A 19,073-nucleotide genomic window follows, 5' to 3' on the forward strand; every position below is an offset into this window, starting at 1 on the left:
ATAAAAAAGCCCTACTTAAAGTAGAGCTTTTTATTTTCGATACGATTAGAAATTTGATTCTTCTTTAACTGGATTAAGTTCTTGCGTTGATGCATCAATTTTCAGAATTAAACTAATCATTGCAGCACACATCATTAAAGATGTACCGCCATAACTAATAAACGGCAAAGTCAAACCTTTAGTCGGCATTAAGCCCATATTCATGCCAGCATTTACCAAAATTTGCATCAGAAAAATAATGCTAATGCCATATGCTAAATAGCCTGCGCGTAAGTAGTTATGTTGCAGAGCACGATGTCCTATTCGAATACAGCACGCTAACATCGTAAAGGACAATACCATCACCAAGGTGACGCCAACAAAGCCAAATTCTTCGCCAAGAACCGCCAACATAAAGTCTGTATGCGCCTCTGGAAGATAGGAAAGCTTTTGTACGCTGTGTCCTAAACCCGTTCCAATCCATTCTCCACGTCCAAATGCCATCAACGCATTTGATAACTGATAACCGACACCTAATGGGTCAGCCCAAGGATTCGTAAAGGAAATTAAACGCTGGAAACGGAATGGTTCAAATAAAATAAGTGCCGTAATCCCTGCGAGGATTGCTCCTAACATAATTAGGAATTGTGTTGCTGGTGCGCCTGCCAAGAAAAACACACCCACCATCATGAGGACAATAACAACCGTTGCACCGAGATCGGGCTCTGCAACAATAAATCCAACTGTCAAAGCCATGACGCCACTTAGTCGCAATAAGCCTTTCCAATGCGTTCGAACTTCTTTAGCACGGCGAACAACATAGTCAGCGGTAAAAATTGCCATTACGATTTTCGCAATTTCCGTCGGTTGTAAAGTAAAACCACCGAGCTTAATCCAACGATGTGAACCGTTTACTTCCGAACCAACGACCAACACTGCCAATAGCAGTACCATCGTCACAAGCCATAATGGAAAAGCATTTTTAAACCATAAGTTCAAGGAAACTCTATAGGTTAAGAATGCCACCACAGCAGCAACAACAATTGAAATTCCATGACGAATTAAGAAATAAAATGGATTCTCATGAATATATTCGGCATATGGCATCGATGCGGATGCCACCATGACCGAACCGAAACACAGCAAAGAAATGACGCAAAAAATGAGAATATTACGTGCTGTCATTTCCGCAGGAAGCTTGGGCAACCGACTCAATAATTGTGAAATCTTTTGTACCGTATTTTGGGCTAAATCAGCCATAGATCAGTTCCTAATTTTTATTTTCATTCAGGGCATTTACACATGCCACGAATTGATGTCCACGATCATTATAGCTTTTAAACATATCAAAGCTTGCACAAGCTGGTGATAGTAAAACGACATCTTCAGCCTGAGTATATTTCTGTGCGAGAGCTACAGCTTCCGATAAACTCGTTGCGTGTTGGATTACAGTGGTACCTTGAATAGCTTGTTCAATCACAGCTGCATCTTCACCAATCAGAATCGCTGATTTTACATATTTTTGAATCGCATCTCGTAATGGTTTGAAATCCTGACCTTTACCTTGACCTCCTAGAATTAATGCTAGTTTGCCATGTTTCACTTCAATAGCAGCACCTAAACCATCAATTGCAGCAAGGGTTGCACCTACATTGGTTCCTTTAGAATCATTATAGTAACGCACCCCAGAAACTGTTTTCACATATTCACAGCGATGCTCTAAACCCTTAAAGTGCTTGAGTGTTTCCAACATGGATTCAATATCTAAACCAATCGCCTCACCCAGCCCCAAACATGCGAGTGCATTAGCAACATTGTGCATACCTTGAATATACATATCAGAGGTTTTCATCAAACGTGCCCTGCCACGCGCTAACCACATCGTGCCATCAGCATCACGAAGCACGCCATATTGATTTAAATCAGGTGCATTCAAACCAAAACTTTGCATTGGTGTGACATCAGGTACAAGCGGACGACTCAAATTGTCATCGCGGTTATACACCACTTTTTTCACGCCTTGGAAGATTCGATGTTTGGCCTTGTGATAACCGAGCATATCACCATGACGATCTAAATGATCTTCACTCATATTCAAAACAACTGCGACTTCTGCATTTAAATTTGAGGTTGTTTCTAACTGAAAACTAGATAACTCTAAAACAATTAACTCTGGCTTATCTTTGAGCAAATCTAATGCAGGACGTCCTAAATTCCCGCCTACAGCGACTTTTCGACCAGCTTCTTGTGCCATTAACCCAATCAGCGTCGTTACTGTGCTTTTTGCATTTGATCCTGTAATTGCAACAATTGGAACTTCAGTAGCACGACGTAGTATTTGAATATCACCAACAACAGGAATACCTTGTTCAATTGCTTGTTGAATTTCTGGCAATTGCGGCGCAAGTCCTGGACTAAGAATAATTTCTTCTGCTTGTAATAAAAGTTCTGTATCCAACTTTCCAAAACTGGTACGAACACCGGTAGGAATTTGATCATGCCCTGGCGGTGTTTCCCGAGAATCCGTTACTGCAACTTGGTAGCCTTGCTCATGTAGGAAGTTGACTGCTGACACTCCCGAAATCCCTAAGCCAGCTACAACTTTTAATCCACCACGTTGTATTAACATTTTTGCCCCATTTTTTGCAGATTACAGAATGGCAAAAATGTTAGCACTTTACTGTTTTAAATGCTTTTTCAGTTTTCGTTTTATTCAAGCTTTTTTGTGTCAGTGCGTAAAAGTGAATCTATATCTTGTATAGGGAATTGTTCACATTCAAAAGATGTTTGTGATATGAGCCGTATAGCGCAAAATTTTTAGATAAAAATACGTTTCGCGAGATTTAGTCATTCTGAATGAAGAAAGATAACGCAGTGACAACAACAATCGTTCTCTGTAGGGCTTTGACTAAAATGCTCACCATTCCAAATTAATTAGGAATAAAATAAGAAAATACCCATAAGATGATCGCAACATACATTATCCCATCAATTTTCTTGGCTGTGGCATTTCGTAGCTGAAAATAAATAATCTCAGGTCTTAACCATAAATACATAAAACAGAGATTAGAACCTAAGCAAGATAAAATTGCTTTTAAATGATGAGTTTCCGACCAATTCAGAATAGCAAAAATATTCAGCAACACGATGAAACCAAACAAAATTAACTTATGTCTAAGACTCAATACTTTTATTTCTATATTTTCTAGTTGATTCATTCTGTGACTCTTTATTTTAGTTCTTTGATTATTAAAAAATTGCCCATACCCTAGAATATGAGCAATCATTATCTTTTAACGCCATTTGATCGCTTGAATGGTTTCCTGTTTTTTGGGTTCATTGTTATCATCGACAGCACAGCCACAACCTCCGCCACAACCCACCACAATTTTAGGTTTTAACCATGTTGCCAAACGGTACCAACCCAAACGCTGACAGAGATTCGATAAGGTAAGAAAGCTTGAACTTGCGGTTTTAGGGAATACTTTCTTAAAAACGACAAAAGCACTCCATAACACTAATACAGCAACAATCAAATACTCAAACATAAGCGACTCCTTTTAGCCCCAAATGCGTGATGCAATTTGGTAGGTGAAAAAAGACATTAGATAAGCTAAGCCGAACAAATACGTTGCCATAATTGCAACATATTTCCATGAACCTGTTTCACGACGAACGGTCGCCAAAGTTGCCAAACAATGTGGCGCATAAATAAACCAGACCAATAAAGATAAACCTGTAGCCAATGACCAACCCGTGCCATCCATACTGATTAAATGTGATAAACCTTGTGCCACTGCATCATCATCAGCGCCAGATAAAGCATAGACCGTACCCAATGCTGCAACGACTACTTCACGTGCTGCCATCGCTGGAATCAATGCAATACAAATCTGCCAGTTGAAACCAATTGGGGCAAAAATTGGTTGTATCAAGTGACCTAACATTCCTGCAAAGCTATAATCAATTGCAGGCTGTGTCGCACCATCTGGTGCTTGCGGGAAAGTACATAGGAACCAAAGTAAAATCGAAAGAGCGAAAATAATTCCACCCACACGTTTTAAGAAGATTTTGGCGCGATCTAATAATCCAATCCCAACACTTTTTAAATCAGGAATACGATAACTTGGTAACTCAAGTAATAATGCATGTTGTGATTTATCTTTTTGTAGAAATTTCATCACAATCGAAACACACAATGCACTAACAATACCCGACATATATAAGCCAAAGAGTACCAAACCTTGTAGATTAAAAATCCCCCATACCATTTGACTTGGAATGAAAGCAGCAATCAATAAGGCATAGACGGGTAATCGTGCTGAACAAGTCATTAATGGTGCAACCATAATCGTGGTAAAACGATCACGCGGATCACTAATACTACGGGTTGCCATAATACCCGGCACTGCACACGCAAAGCTTGAAAGTAACGGAATAAACGCACGACCACTGAGGCCTGCTTTAAACATTAATTTGTCGAGCAAAAAAGCTGCGCGTGGTAAATACCCAGACTCTTCCAACACTAAAATAAAGAAGAACAGAATCAAAATTTGGGGCAAGAACACAACAACGCCACCTGCACCCGCAATAATCCCGTCAACGACTAAACTATGGAGCAAAGGCTGCGAAATATAGGTACCAAGTGTCGTACCTAACCATCCGAAAAAGCTTTCAATCCCATCCATAAATGGAGCTGCCCAAGCAAATACAGCTTGGAACACAATAAACATCATCACAGCAAGGCTTAATAAGCCCAATACAGGATGCAAAAATATTTTGTCGAGAAAATCGGTTCGCTTATCTTCCTGATCAACAAAGTTCACCACATCTTTAAAAATAATTTGGATCTTTTGATGATGCTCACCCGTTAAACCACTGAGTTCGGTATGGGGCACTGTATATTTTTGTTGATCTAATGCGTGCAGTAAGTTCTCAATACCTGAGTTACGCACAGCGACTGTCTCAACCACGGGAACGCCCAATCGCTCTGATAATTTTTGAGTATTGATTTGAATTCCACGGCGACGTGCTTCATCCATCATGTTTAACACAACAAGGATCGGACGCCCTAACTCAATAATTTCTAGCACTAATCCAAGATGAAGCTTTAAATTAGTCGCATCAACAACACATAAAAATGCATCTTGCTGCCCTTCTTCAGCAATTTTACCTTCACACACATCACGCGTGATTTCTTCATCAGGGCTTGTTGCTTGCAAACTATATGTTCCAGGCAAATCAAGTACTCGAACATTTCGACCTGAAGGCAACTGAAAATGTCCAACCTTACGCTCTACTGTGACCCCTGCATAATTGGCAACTTTCTGGCGTGTTCCAGTTAAGTGATTGAATAAAGAAGTCTTACCACAGTTTGGATTTCCCACAAGGGCAACACGTAACGCATCACTCATGCAGGTGCTCCTTCAAATTGGATTTCAATTTTATCGGCTTCAGTTTTACGTAATGCAAAACGAGTAAAACCAATTTGGATTAGAATCGGATCGCCACCAAAAATACCTTTGGTGATCACCTGTACTTGTGTACCAGGCACAAAGCCTAAACTCTCTAAACGAATAGCCACAAGGTCTGGCTGTTCGGTATCATCGACTAAGCGATTCACTTTAGTAATCATCGCCGTTTGCTTGACTTTTAATGCTGACAATCGCACCGCTTCTAACCCTAAACTCTTTTCTCCAAGAGTATACAGGCAAATGAGAATAATTACCAAAAACAATCTCAATGGCATTCGCTTCTGTGACAGATCGACAACAATTCATTTTTCTTTTACAGTGCAGTTGAATGAAGGACTTTTCTGATTATGTTAAATAAAAAACCTCGTATTCCAACTGCAGTCACAATTCCAGAACATCTCAGTTTTTTACACGGTTTTCGTGATTATTTAGTGGCGCAAACCGTGAGTCCACATACACGTAATGCCTATCTATCAGATCTTATTCAATGTGCTGAGTTACATCCAAATGTGACATTAACGCAATGGTCCAGTGATGATATTGCTGATGTATTAATTGCACTCACTAAAGCAGGCAAAAGCCCACGCTCCATTGCACGCTGCTTGTCTGCTTTACGTCAATTTTATAAATTTCTGAGAGAACAGAAACTAAGAGATGATAATCCCGTTGCAAACCATCGTTCTCCTAAAATTGGACGTGCTTTACCTAAAGATTTATCAGAACAAGATGTAGAAGCATTAATCAATGCACCCGATGTCAATACGGCGCTTGGTCTCCGTGACCGAGCAATGTTTGAAGTGTTATATGCCTGTGGCTTACGTGTATCAGAACTACTTAATTTACGTTTGGAATTGATTAATCTAAAACAGGGTTTTCTTCGTATTACAGGTAAAGGCAATAAAGAACGCCTCGTCCCTCTCGGACAACACGCTTGTGAGTGGATCGAAAAATATCTCGCCGAATCACGACCTCAGCTCTATAAAAGTAGTACGGATTATTTATTTTTGACGCAACATGGCGGCATCATGAGTCGGCAAAATTTTTGGTATGCGATTAAACGTTATGCACTACAAGCGAATATTCTCGCTGAACTATCCCCACATACCTTACGACACGCGTTTGCAACACATTTACTCAATCATGGTGCTGATTTACGTGTTGTACAAATGTTACTTGGCCATAGTGATTTATCAACTACTCAAATTTACACGCATGTTGCTCAGCATCGGATGCAAGAACTACATAACAAATACCATCCAAGAGGATAAAACTACCTTTTATCAATCAACATGATTTCATTCACATGGCATCAGCAAGATTTAACGAACTCAGTTTAAATTTTTGGTATGCTTGGGCAAGCTTATAAATACAGTATCAAAGGTTGTTTATGTTGTTTACTCGGTCTCAGTTGTTCATTGCATGTGCATTAACCTCAACACTTTTGATCAGCGCTTGTTCAAAAGAAAATTCAGCACAAAAGCCTGATGCTCTGACGGCGAGTGCACCAGCCACGGGTGAAGCATCAACTTTAAATGAACGTAATGCACAACAACGTCTGGTTTCTACTTTAGAAAAACATTTTAAAACCGCCAATATTAATGCCAAAATTCTTGCCATTAAAAAAACTGAGGTTCCAAATTTATTTTGGGTGAGCCTAGAAGGCATGGGATCAGTTTATGCGACCAGTGATGGGCAATATATCATTCAAGGTGATGTCATTCGTCTTGGTGAAAAACAATTAAAAAATGTGAGTGAAGCTTTACAAGCGACTGAAAATAAAAAGCACTTAGCAGCACTCAAAACAGAAGACCTTATCGTTTACCCAGCACAAGGGGGTAAAGCGAAACACGTCATTTATGTATTCACTGATTCAAGCTGTCCTTATTGTCACAAACTACATGAACATCTTGCCGAAATTAATGCGAAAGGCATTGAAGTCCGTTACATCGCATGGCCACGCGGAGAGCAATTTATGCCAACCATGCAAGCGATTTGGTGTAGTCAAGATCGTAAAGCTGCATTCGATCAAGCTGCGCAAGGCTTACCAGTTGCATCAGCAGAATGTAAAAATCCAGTTCGTGATCAATATCAATTAGGCTTAAATATGGGCGTGAATGGCACACCTGCAATTTATAATGTTGAAGGTGTGTATTTAGGTGGATACATGACTCCAGATGAAATCATTAAACGCCTAGAAAAATAAAACATTCTCTACACCACCTCACCAAGACTCGGGCGACAGATTAAAGATGATCTTAGCCCTAGTGTCTGCGCACTTTTTTAGCTATGATCAAGCTTCATTAAAATGATTGAATAAAATGGAGTGTGACGTGAAACCAGTTCGTCTGGCGATACTCGGTCTTGGTACTGTAGGTGGTGGAGCCCTTAAATTATTACAAGAAAATGCTGCTGAAATTAAACGCCGTACCGGTCGCGAAATTCAAATTACACATGTAGGCACACGCCGTCCACGTCCAGATTTACAACTCGAAGGGATCAAACAAAGTGATGATCTCATGGACATCGTACGTCAACCTGATGTTGATGTAGTCGTTGAAGTCATGGGCGGTATTCATCCTGCCTATGAAGTTATCATGGAAGCCATCAAACATGGCAAGCAAGTTGTCACTGCCAATAAAGCACTACTTGCAGAACATGGTAATGAGTTGTTTAAAGCAGCTGAAGATAATGCTGTTCAAATCGCTTATGAAGCAGCGGTTGCTGGCGGTATTCCAATTATTAAAGTCATTCGTGAAGGTCTAGCTGCAAACCATATTCAATGGCTTGCAGGTATCATTAATGGTACAGGTAACTTCATTCTGACTGAAATGCGCGAAAAAGGCCGTGCATTTGATGATGTGCTCAAAGAAGCTCAAGAACTCGGTTATGCTGAAGCAGATCCAACTTTTGATGTAGAAGGCATTGATGCTGCGCACAAACTCACTATCTTGGCGTCATGTGCTTTTGGTATCCCATTACAGTTTGATAAGGTCTACACAGAAGGCATTAGCAAAATTACCGCACAAGATGTGAAATATGCTGAAGAACTTGGCTTCCGTATCAAACATTTGGGTATTGCACGTCGTGCAAGTAATGGTATTGAGTTACGTGTTCATCCTACACTGATTCCAGCAGAACAACTGATTGCCAATGTGAACGGTGTTAAAAATGCGGTATTGGTACAAGCACATGCCGTAGGCCCAACGCTTTACTATGGTGCTGGTGCTGGCGCTGGTCCAACGGCTTCTGCAGTTGTTGCTGATGTGATTGATATCGTACGTGATATTTCTTATACCGAAGATGGTGCAGGAACGATTCCACAATTAGCATTTGAAGCACTAACGAACATGCCTATCCTGAGTCGTGAAGAAATGACGACTGGATACTACATCCGTTTAAATGCTGAAGACCAAACGGGCGTACTCGCTGATATAACCACCATCCTTAGCCGTGCTGGTATCAGCATCGATGCGATCATGCAGCAATCTCGCTTGAAAGATTTGATTCCTATCGTGATTTTGACAGACCCAATTGTTGAATCAAAAATGGATGAAGCACTTGCTCAAATTCAAGCATTACCAGCTATTCGTGGCGAAATCGTAAGAATTCGTTTAGAATCGCTCGATAGTTAATCAGGTTGAGGGAAAATGCATTCCCTCTCCCCGCTCTACCTCATATTGGAACACCATCATGTCGAATGCCAATCGTTATACTGGTCTTGTAGATCGTTATCGTGACCGTTTACCTGTGTCTGCAACTACACGTGCAATTTCTCTAGGTGAAGGAAATACTCCTCTTATTAAACTTGAGAATATTCCACGTATTATTGGCAAAAACGTTGAAATCTATGTGAAGTACGAAGGTCTTAACCCAACAGGTTCATTTAAAGACCGTGGTATGACGATGGCTGTAACAAAAGCTGTTGAAGAAGGTTCAAAAGCGATTATCTGTGCATCCACTGGAAATACTTCTGCTGCTGCAGCAGCATATGCAGCGCGTGCAGGAATTAAAGCCTTTGTTTTAATTCCTGAAGGCAAAATTGCAATGGGTAAAATGGCTCAAGCAATGATGTACGGTGCGATCACCATGCAAATCCGCGGTAACTTCGATGACGGTATGCGCCTCGTAAAAGAAGTAGCAGATCAAGCGCCTGTGACTATCGTAAACTCAATCAACCCTTACCGTTTGCAAGGTCAAAAAACGATTGCTTATGAAATTGTAGAAGCATTGGGCCGTGCACCTGACTACCACTGCTTACCAGTTGGTAATGCAGGAAATATCACTGCACACTGGATGGGTTATACAGAAGCAGTAGCAAATCAACCTGCTGATCAGTTCGAACAAGTCATCTATGATGCAGCAACAGATCAATTCACGGGTCCTAAACCTGAAGGCTTACCAACGATGGTTGGTTATCAAGCTTCTGGTGCAGCGCCATTCTTACGTGGTGCTCCAGTGGAAAGTCCAGAAACCGTTGCAACGGCTATTCGTATTGGTAATCCACAAAGCTGGAATCATGCAAAAGCAGTTGTACGTGATTCGAAAGGTTGGTTCGATGAACTTCAAGATAGCGAAATTCTTGAAGCTCAACGCTTACTTTCTATGTATGAAGGTGTTTTCGTAGAGCCAGCTTCTGCTGCTTCTATCGGTGGTGCTATTCGTGACATCAAAGCAGGTAAAATTGCTGAAGGTTCTGTGATCGTATGTACTGTGACAGGTAACGGTTTGAAAGATCCAGATACAGCAATCAAACAATGTGCGGATGCTGTGATGTTATCCATCGATGCAACGATGGATCAAGTTAAAGATTCTATTCTTTCAAATATGTAAGAATAAATTTTTAGTAATAAAAAACCAGTTGCAAGCAACTGGTTTTTTATTAACTAGAACATGATTTTATTCTTCATATTCATAATCTTCATCATAGCTGTATTGTTTTGCTAAGTCTTTTTCAATTTTTTGAATTTCTTCTAGATTAATTTCTTTAATTTCAAACAAAGGTTGCTTCAATAGCGAATTCACAGCATACAATGCTTCATCTTGCCAAGCATCAATGACAAGAGTTTGTTTTGCTTCATCATAACTTAAACCAGATTGTGTACTAATCATTGCTTGCAATAAAATCGGTTGGGCTGAAAGTTCATCCAAGCTGCCTTTTATTTCAATTGCTGAATAATCATAATCAGCAAAAATATGCTCAACTTTAGATTTAAAATCATCTAAACTTTCTGAATATATTAAACCCGCAAAGCATTCATCATGCTCCTCCACCCATTGTTGTTTTTTTACAGACCATAAACTATAAAACTTGACTTCATTTTCGAATTCAACCAATTGGAATTTTTGCATTCCAGCAAGCTGAATAAATTCAAAGGTATCATCGTCACTTAAACTTGCAGGTAATACATCGTCAGAAATATCCCCTTCTTCGCAAATATGTTCACCACAACGTGAATATACGAAGTCATCTAATTGCTGCAATAATGCTTCATCAGCATCAAAAAGGGATTCAACTTCATATAATGCAAAATCACGCGCTCCATCTATCTCAAGTTTTTTATAAGCTAATTCAGCCTGTTGCTTATTATCAAAAACATTCGCAATACGATTGCCAGCTACGTAGAAAACTTCATCGTTATAACCAAAATACTTGGCACGAACCACATAAGTCGCCATCTTATTTCCCCAATTTTAGCTTTTTTGAAATCAAAATAAATATTAATGTCTGAAATGCTAATCTAACAAAAATCACTCAAAATAAAAGTGATAAAGCATTTTTTACGTCATAAAATGTCGTTACGTTATATAAAAAAGCTCCTCATATGAGGAGCTTTACGTTCGTAAGTAATTAAATTCTTTTCGGTAAAGTACTCAGCCAAGTTAATAAGTTGGTTGCATCATTGGTACGTGCTTGAGAAGTTGAAGCCCCCAATAGCACGACTACAGCAGGACGTGAATTAACAGTTGCATGCATGACCACACAGCGCCCAGCCTCACCGATATATCCTGTTTTAGATAGATTAATATTCCAACCACCATTACGCACTAAGGCATTGGTATTATTTGACTTAAGCACACGATAACCTAAATTAAAATCATAAGTTGGCGTGGTAGAAAATTGACGAATCAAGCCATATTGAGAAGCAGCACTCACCAAAATACCAAGATCACGTGCGGAAGAAACATTATGAGGATCTAAACCTGTTGACTCTGCATAACGGGTTGAGGTCATTCCTAATTGTTTTGCTTTGGCATTCATCGCAGCAATAAATGCTGAACGTCCGCTTGGGTAAGTCCTCGCTAATGCTGCCGCAGCAGGATTTTCTGATTTCATCAAAGCGAATAACAAAAGTTCCGCTCGATTCATGGTATCGCCTACTTTCAAGGTCGAACTTGAATTCTTTCCACCTGCACCCGCAAAGTCAATTTGCTGTAGCGTGATTTCTTCCGACATATTCAGACGTGCATCTGCGGTAATCACAGCCGTCATCAATTTGGTAATTGAGGCAATCGGTACCGACATATTACTGTTTTTACTAAACAGTACTTCGCCCGTTTGTGCATCCATCACCAAGGCTGCACGTGCATTTACAGCGGGTTGGCTACTGAAATGAGAGGTATCTCGAATCTGTCTGCTTTTTTGTGGCGTTGCAGATGAACTAATACTTGCAGAACCACCACTTCGTAAAGTGGTTGTAACCGAAGTTGAACCTTGCGGGCTGATCTCTAATGAATCATCATCTTGCATTAATTGGCTTGCATCACTTGCAGACCAATTTAACGAAGCTGAAGAACTATTCGCACTTGTAGAGGCTGGATTGTTGTTTACAACCAGCTCAGCATAACTTGTTGAACTAAGCGCCAACAAAATAGACATGCTCAAGGCATGCATGATAGATTTTTTAGAATTTTTCACGACACAATACTCAACTCGGGACGCTGCACATTTGCGCTTAATAACATTATGCCTTACATTTGAACAAATCGGGTAAAGCTTTTATAGACACAATTGTGTACAACTATTCTCTAAACATGGAGAATAGGATTGCTAATTTTGTCGTTTGATTGCAAGCTCATTTTTCTTTATGTAACAAAAAAAACGTTTTTTTGAAAAAAAGGAGGTCTTCTTGATCACTGTTCTCGTTGTTGATGATCATGAACTCGTACGTACAGGCATTTGTCGTATGTTGGAAGACCACCCAGATGTAGAAGTCATTGGACAAGCTGAATCTGGAGAAGAAGCGATTGCTTTAGTTCGATTAAAGCATCCTCAGGTTGTACTATTAGATGTCAATATGCCAGGAATTGGTGGCGTAGAAACAACACGTCGCCTTTTACAAACAGCACCTGAGACTAAAGTGATTGCTGTCAGTGGTTTAGCGGAAGAACCTTATCCATCGTTGTTATTAAAAGCAGGTGCAAAAGGCTATATTACAAAAGGCGCGCCTATTTCAGAAATGGTACGTGCAATCAATAAAGTGATGCAAGGTGGTAAATATTTCAGTGCAGATATTGCTGAACAGCTTGCGAGTTCTTATCTTTCAGATACGCAACAATCACCTTTTGACGCACTTTCTGAGCGTGAAATGCAAGTCGCAATGATGGTGGTTAATTGTATTAGTGCTCAAGAAATCGCCGATAAATTATTTGTTAGTGTTAAAACCGTAAATACTTATCGTTACCGCATTTTCGAAAAACTAGCAATTGATAGTGATGTAAAGTTAACCCATCTCGCCATCCGTTATGGACTCATTAAACCTTAATCATATTAAGTGATCGCTTATGTTGGGAAAAATTGCGTCCTCAGTGTCCCAAACCGTTTATCGGCTCGGAATTTGGTATAGTGGATATCGACTGATTATTTCAATCAGTCTAATCCTTATTTACTTACTTACCGCAGAGCAGCTTGCTACCAATTATGATTATCCATTTTTATATTTTTACACTCTGATTTGTTATATCAGCTTTAATATTTTTCAGCTTTTTTTACTAAAAATAGTTCCATTACAAATCAGCAAACAGCTCATTTTTATTTTTATTATAGACGTGATCTGTTTAAGTGTGATTACCTTTTCGGCAGGCGGTCCGAACTTACAATTAAGCTTATTGTACGTCATCATCATTTTTTCCTCTGCCATTTTACTGAATGCCCAGTTGTCCTTAATCGTGACGCTGTTTGCGGTAATTATGGTGATTTATCAGCGTTTTCTGGGCAACTTTTTTGACTACAATAATTTAAATCATCTCGGTAATAGCGCTCTCCTTGCCTTTCTATTTTTTGTGGTGCATGCGATTGGCCGTATTGCGGTGCAACGATTTAAAATTCTGGAAACCTTAACTTTCCACCAATCTATCGAGATCCATCAACTCCAGAATATTAACCGTTATATTCTCGAACAAATTGAGGATGGCTATCTGGTTCTGGATGAAAGCAACCATATTGTACTGAGCAATCCCGCCGCCAATACCCTACTGGGTGTTCATTTTTCGATGTCCACAGAGAAAACCCCTTTAATCAAATGGCAACCAGATCTATTTGAATTGATTCAGCTCAGCGACTTAAAAGATGGTGAAGAATTTAGTTTTGAATCACAACAAAGTCCTTACACAATCAATATCCGTGTTAAACACCTAATCGTCCCCGAACAATCATTAATTTTACTTATCTTGAAAGATACACAAAAACTCACGCAGCAAGTTCAACAATTAAAACTCGCCGCGCTCGGTCAACTCTCTGCAAGTATTGCACATGAAATTCGCAACCCTTTAGCGGCGATTGTACAGGCCAATGAATTATTTAAAGAAAGTGACAGTCATCAACAAGAAATGCTCTGTCGTATGATTAGCAAACAAGCTAGACGTATTGATAATATTGTGCAAGATACATTAGGCATGGCGCGCAACAAACCAACTGAGCCACAAGTCATTCAATTGGCTGATTTTTTTGAGAGCCTATTGAATGAAGATCTAGTCGATGCGAAACATATGATTAAACTCAATCTTGCAGAACGCATTCATATTCTTTTTGATGAGAAACAATTACGCCAAGTTCTAATTAACCTGATTCGAAATGCTCTGCGGCACAATGCAGCTGATGCTCAATTTATTGAAGTGAATGTAGACTTAAAAGATGGCAGAACATGTATTGATGTCATTGATTTTGGTACGGGTGTCGCAAAACGAGATATTTCTCAGCTATTCAAACCATTTTTTAGTACCGAAATTAAAGGAACTGGTTTAGGATTGTATTTGTCTCACAGCTTTTGTGAGGCAAATCATGCAAAGCTCACTTACGTAGAGCGACAACAAGGAGCATGTTTCAGGATTGAATGCTCAAAAATTCATTGATTCAGATTAGGTTTCTCGGGGAAATGGCAACTAAACAACCGCTCGTCTTACTCGTAGACGATGAAGAAGACTTATGTCTCCTCATGCAAATGACGCTTGCACGAATGGGCATTAAAACCCATCTTGCCTATCGTGTAGAGCAAGCAAAAAAATTCTTTACCGAGTTTCAGTACGATGCCTGTTTAACAGATTTGAATCTCCCAGATGGCAATGGTCTCGATTTAGTTAAACATGTAACGCAGAACTATCCCAACACACCGATTGCGGTACTGACAGCCTATGGCAATATGGATATTGCCATTGCGGCATTGAAAGCGGGTGCATTTGATTTTGTCAGCAAGCCTGTTAATCAAACACATTTAGACCAGTTGATTCAAAAAGCATTGAATCGACCACAGCCTGAACAAGAAGCTGCTGAAAGCGCATTAGAAAATAAACTGCTCATTGGTCGATCTACGCCCATTCAGCAATTACGAATTGCTTTAAAGAAAATTGCTCGATCTCAAGCCCCTGTCTTTATTACCGGTGAATCAGGGACAGGAAAAGAAGTTGTTGCCAATTTAGTTCATCGTCTGAGTAACCGTAGTGAAGGACCTTTTATTGCGATCAACTGTGGTGCTATTCCAACAGAGTTAATGGAAAGTGAACTATTTGGTCATAAAAAGGGCAGCTTTACAGGCGCAACCCAAGACAAACAAGGTTTAATTCTTTCCGCACATGGGGGTAGTTTATTCTTAGATGAGATCGCTGAATTACCCTTAAGTATGCAGGTAAAACTGCTTCGTGCAGTGCAAGAAAAGAAAATTCGCCCTGTCGGCTCAGATCAAGAAATTGATGTTGATTTCCGGGTCATCAGTGCGAGTCATCAAGATCTTGAATTACTAGTGCAACAAGGTCGTTTCAGACAAGATTTATTCTTCCGTATTCACGTCATGGATATTGTATTACCTCCTTTACGTGAACGTGGGCAAGATATCTTATTGTTAGCAAATCACTTTATTCAGAAAATCAGCCAAGAATGGGAAGTCTCAGTCAAAACCCTTTCTTCTCGTGCTGAACAATTCTTATTGCAACAATATTTTCCAGGTAATGTACGCGAGCTTCGAAATATTATTGAACGTGCAATTACGCTCAGTGATGATGAAACCATTGATCTAGCTCATCTACAAACAGCTCCTCTACGTAGCCCTATTGCAACGCCAACAGTCTCATTTTCAACACAAGATGAAAATGATCATGCGGTAAGCACTAGCCCTATGGGTTCTAAAAAGCTACCATCTGAAGGACTGGAGCTCTATTTAGAAAATATTGAAAAAGAGATTCTTCTCAATGCACTGAATTTAACCCATTGGAACCGAACGTTAGCAGCAAAGAAATTAGGAATGACTTTCCGTTCTTTACGTTATCGTTTGAAAAAATTTGGTTTAGATACAGAAGATGATGAATAGTCTTAAAAATAAAGCCCCTAAATAGGGGCTTTATTTTTAATTAAATTTTACTTTTTAGAACCAAATCTGTGACATGTTCCAAATAACCATCTTCTTTCATTTCAGGTAACAACGGATAACTTTGATTCGGTTGAATCCCTTGACCTTCAATCATATTCCCATTGGGCGTGTAATAATGTGAGACCGTCATTTGCAGTGCTGCGCCACTCGGTAATGGAAATAATTTCTGTACTACACCTTTTCCATAGCTATTTTCCCCTACAACCCACGCACGTTTATGTTCTTTTAATGCTGCGGTGAATACTTCAGCTGCCGAGGCTGAACGATGGTTGATTAAGATACCTAATTTTATATTTTGAAATTCATTTGAGGGTAAAGCCTGAAATTGTTGATCTCCTTCTGAACGACTTTTTGTCGTCACAATTAATCCTTGATTCAAGAATAAATCTGTTGATTCAACAGCAGCCGACAATAAACCACCTGGATTATTACGCAGGTCAAGAACGACAGCCTTGAGTTTAGTTGTACTATATTCTTCGATTAAACGTTTAATTTCATTTGCTGTATCTTGTTGAAACACTCTAATTTTAAGTACAAGCACCTGATTATGTAGTAAAACAGGTTCAATATCTGTCTCAACTTTTTTATTTCGAACCAAAATCACCGTACTATTGCTGTTTTCAGGCTGTATTTGCAGGGTGCTGCCAATCGAGCCATACAGCAGACCTTGTACTTGATCCTGATTTAAACTCTTTAATTCTTGATTATCGACTTTGAGTATGGCTTGTCCATTACGCAAACCCAACTTACTAGAATCAGATCCTGATTTTAGGTCTTGAATTTGCCATAAACGATTATGAGCATCATAATTTAAATTGAAATCAACAGAAGCCAGATCACCTTCAGTGTATTGAATAAGCTGGCGGTATTCTTCGGCGGATAAATAACGCGAATAACGATCTAAACCGCTCACTAACCCTTTGATTGCTTGCTGAAAAAGTGCATCGTCTGTTTTTTTATCAACGTAGTTATCTTTCACAATCCCATAAATCTGTACAAATTGCTGAATAGATTCAAGTGGCACTTCAGCATTTCGACTTGTAGTCTCTTCCCCCCATCCTGAGGCATGTGTAATAGGTGCAGATAACGTATGTGATCCCCAACACATCAACAAACTCGCAAACAAGCCTCGATAAATGTTGTTGTGTTGGGTCATAAGTTCACCTTATTTTAAAGTAATTAAATTCTTGCCTTGCATGTCGGAAGGTACTGGAATATTCATCAAATGAAGTAATGTTGGTGCAACATCAGCCAATACACCACCCTCTGCAATCGTTGCTTGAGTTGGGCCCACATAAATAAATGGCACCAATTCAGTGGTATGTTGTGTATGAACTTGTCCACTGTCGTAGTCTTGCATTTGCTCTACATTACCATGATCCGCTGTAATTAACATATGACCTTTGTTTGCCATTACTGCTTCATAGACACGACCTAAACACGTATCAACAGTTTCAACCGCTTTCACTGCTGCATCAAATACACCAGTATGTCCGACCATATCACCATTGGCGTAATTGACAACCAGAAGGTCAAACTCACCCGAATTAATAGCATTTACTAACTCATCAGTGACTTCATAAGCACTCATTTCTGGTTTTAGATCATAGGTTGCGACATTCGGAGAAGGAATCAAAATACGCTTCTCTCCCAGATATTCATCTTCACGACCACCGCTGAAGAAGAATGTCACATGTGCATATTTCTCTGTTTCAGCAATACGCAATTGAGTTTTGCCCAAACCAGATAAATATTCACCGATGGAATTTTTAAGCTCTTCTGGCATGTATGCAACTGGCGCATCAATACTTGCCTGATAGCGTGTTAGCATCACAAATTTAGATAAACTTGGAGCGACTTTACGCGTAAACCCAGTAAAATTTTTCTCAACAAAGGCACGGGTGATTTCACGCGCACGATCAGCACGGAAGTTCATGAAAACCACACTATCGCCATCTTGGATTTTGGCAATTTCACCAATACGTGTTGCTTGAACAAACTCATCATTTTCTTCTGCTGCATAGGCTTGCTCTAAACCTTCTACAGCTGAGTTTACAACACGGACTGCCTCGCCTTCTGTCATTAAACGATAAGCGAGTTCAACACGATTCCAGCGGTTATCACGATCCATTGCAAAATAACGACCAATCATCGAAACGATACGACCTTGATTTGGATACTGAGCAAATAAAGCATCGAATTTTTCTAATGAAGGTTTTGCGCTACGTGGAGGGGTATCACGACCATCAAGGAAAGCGTGTAGATATACTGTTGCGCCACGTTTTAATGCTAGCTCACACATCGCCACAATATGATCTTCATGCGAATGCACTCCACCTTGTGACAACAACCCCATGACATGAACGGCACCATTCGCTGCTTTGGCTTTTTCAACCGCATCAACTAACACTTCATGCTCAAAAAAAGCACCTGTCCGAATATCTTTAGTAATCCGTGTAAAGTCCTGATACAAAACACGACCTGCACCTAAGTTCATATGACCAACTTCAGAGTTGCCCATTTGTCCATCAGGTAGGCCTACATCTTCGCCAGAACCTGAAATCAAACTATTTGGATGCTTTGCTTTCATCGCAGTCAGATTTGGTGTTTTTGCTGCTAAATATGCATTATCCTCAACTGCTTCACGATGTCCTACACCATCCATAATTACAAGAACGTGAGGAATTTTGCCAGCATTTGCATCCGTCATAATGGACTCTCTGTTTGTCTATCATTTGATCGGCGTATTTTACCCAAATTTACT

17 protein-coding genes are annotated in these 19,073 nt (G+C 39.8%); 7 read left to right on the forward strand and 10 right to left on the reverse strand.

Going from position 1 to position 19,073, the window contains the following annotated elements; genetic code table 11:
- Positions 1-45 precede the first annotated feature (45 nt).
- From ftsW to CDG56_RS10470, 6 genes are all read right to left on the reverse strand, one after another.
- Positions 46-1,239, reverse strand: coding sequence for a putative lipid II flippase FtsW (gene ftsW / locus CDG56_RS10445; protein WP_005163125.1), 1,194 nt, complete (start codon positions 1,237-1,239; stop codon positions 46-48).
- A gap of 10 nt (positions 1,240-1,249) precedes the next feature.
- Positions 1,250-2,608, reverse strand: a complete 1,359-nt coding sequence (murD, locus tag CDG56_RS10450; protein WP_087547828.1) for a UDP-N-acetylmuramoyl-L-alanine--D-glutamate ligase — start codon at positions 2,606-2,608, stop codon at positions 1,250-1,252.
- Between the two features lie 301 nt (positions 2,609-2,909).
- Positions 2,910-3,197 (reverse strand): hypothetical protein, encoded by a 288-nt coding sequence (locus CDG56_RS10455; RefSeq protein ID WP_087547859.1) that lies wholly within the window; start codon positions 3,195-3,197, stop codon positions 2,910-2,912.
- A gap of 75 nt (positions 3,198-3,272) precedes the next feature.
- Complete coding sequence (locus CDG56_RS10460) at positions 3,273-3,527, reverse strand: DUF6587 family protein (RefSeq protein ID WP_087547829.1); 255 nt, start codon at positions 3,525-3,527, stop codon at positions 3,273-3,275.
- Between the two features lie 12 nt (positions 3,528-3,539).
- Positions 3,540-5,393, reverse strand: coding sequence for a ferrous iron transporter B (feoB, locus tag CDG56_RS10465; protein ID WP_087547830.1), 1,854 nt, complete (start codon positions 5,391-5,393; stop codon positions 3,540-3,542).
- Positions 5,390-5,650, reverse strand: a complete 261-nt coding sequence (locus tag CDG56_RS10470) for a FeoA family protein (RefSeq protein WP_034600743.1) — start codon at positions 5,648-5,650, stop codon at positions 5,390-5,392. The genes feoB and CDG56_RS10470 overlap by 4 nt, the downstream gene beginning before the upstream one ends.
- A 150-nt stretch (positions 5,651-5,800) precedes the next feature.
- Here CDG56_RS10470 and xerD point away from each other — a divergent pair, with 150 nt between their 5' ends.
- The 4 genes from xerD (at position 5,801) to thrC (ending at position 10,283) form a co-directional block, all read left to right on the forward strand.
- A complete protein-coding gene (gene xerD, locus CDG56_RS10475; protein ID WP_005163144.1) occupies positions 5,801-6,721 on the forward strand; it encodes a site-specific tyrosine recombinase XerD in 921 nt (306 codons plus the stop codon).
- 119 nt (positions 6,722-6,840) lie between these two features.
- Positions 6,841-7,656: a DsbC family protein gene (locus CDG56_RS10480; protein ID WP_005163146.1), complete on the forward strand. Its 816-nt coding sequence runs from the start codon at positions 6,841-6,843 to the stop codon at positions 7,654-7,656.
- 127 nt (positions 7,657-7,783) lie between these two features.
- Positions 7,784-9,085, forward strand: coding sequence for a homoserine dehydrogenase (locus tag CDG56_RS10485; protein ID WP_005163149.1), 1,302 nt, complete (start codon positions 7,784-7,786; stop codon positions 9,083-9,085).
- Positions 9,086-9,143: 58 nt separating this feature from the next.
- Positions 9,144-10,283 (forward strand): threonine synthase, encoded by a 1,140-nt coding sequence (thrC, locus tag CDG56_RS10490; protein ID WP_004957346.1) that lies wholly within the window; start codon positions 9,144-9,146, stop codon positions 10,281-10,283.
- A gap of 66 nt (positions 10,284-10,349) precedes the next feature.
- On the opposite strand, the gene CDG56_RS10495 is transcribed toward thrC, so the two are convergent.
- On the reverse strand, positions 10,350-11,129 hold the full coding sequence (locus tag CDG56_RS10495; RefSeq protein WP_087547831.1) for a hypothetical protein: 780 nt from the start codon (positions 11,127-11,129) through the stop codon (positions 10,350-10,352).
- 172 nt (positions 11,130-11,301) lie between these two features.
- Positions 11,302-12,369 (reverse strand): D-alanyl-D-alanine endopeptidase PBP7/8, encoded by a 1,068-nt coding sequence (gene pbpG / locus CDG56_RS10500; RefSeq protein ID WP_143225711.1) that lies wholly within the window; start codon positions 12,367-12,369, stop codon positions 11,302-11,304.
- 211 nt (positions 12,370-12,580) lie between these two features.
- Here pbpG and CDG56_RS10505 point away from each other — a divergent pair, with 211 nt between their 5' ends.
- From CDG56_RS10505 to CDG56_RS10515, 3 genes are read left to right on the forward strand one after another with little or no spacing between them, the layout of a single operon-like run.
- Positions 12,581-13,216 (forward strand): response regulator, encoded by a 636-nt coding sequence (locus CDG56_RS10505; protein ID WP_005163158.1) that lies wholly within the window; start codon positions 12,581-12,583, stop codon positions 13,214-13,216.
- A gap of 19 nt (positions 13,217-13,235) precedes the next feature.
- Positions 13,236-14,801: a sensor histidine kinase gene (locus CDG56_RS10510; RefSeq protein ID WP_087547833.1), complete on the forward strand. Its 1,566-nt coding sequence runs from the start codon at positions 13,236-13,238 to the stop codon at positions 14,799-14,801.
- Between the two features lie 23 nt (positions 14,802-14,824).
- Entirely contained in the window at positions 14,825-16,249 is a 1,425-nt protein-coding gene (locus tag CDG56_RS10515) for a sigma-54-dependent transcriptional regulator (RefSeq protein WP_087545178.1), read from the forward strand.
- A 40-nt stretch (positions 16,250-16,289) separates the two neighbouring features.
- Here the strand turns inward: CDG56_RS10515 and CDG56_RS10520 are convergent, their stop codons facing one another.
- Together CDG56_RS10520 and gpmI are read right to left on the reverse strand one after the other, a co-directional pair.
- A complete protein-coding gene (locus CDG56_RS10520; RefSeq protein ID WP_087547834.1) occupies positions 16,290-17,465 on the reverse strand; it encodes a S41 family peptidase in 1,176 nt (391 codons plus the stop codon).
- Positions 17,466-17,474: 9 nt separating this feature from the next.
- Positions 17,475-19,019 (reverse strand): 2,3-bisphosphoglycerate-independent phosphoglycerate mutase, encoded by a 1,545-nt coding sequence (gene gpmI / locus CDG56_RS10525; protein WP_087547835.1) that lies wholly within the window; start codon positions 19,017-19,019, stop codon positions 17,475-17,477.
- Positions 19,020-19,073: the final 54 nt, after the last annotated feature.

This window comes from Acinetobacter sp. WCHA39, from assembly GCF_002165385.1.
Taxonomy (GTDB): Bacteria; Pseudomonadota; Gammaproteobacteria; order Pseudomonadales; family Moraxellaceae; genus Acinetobacter.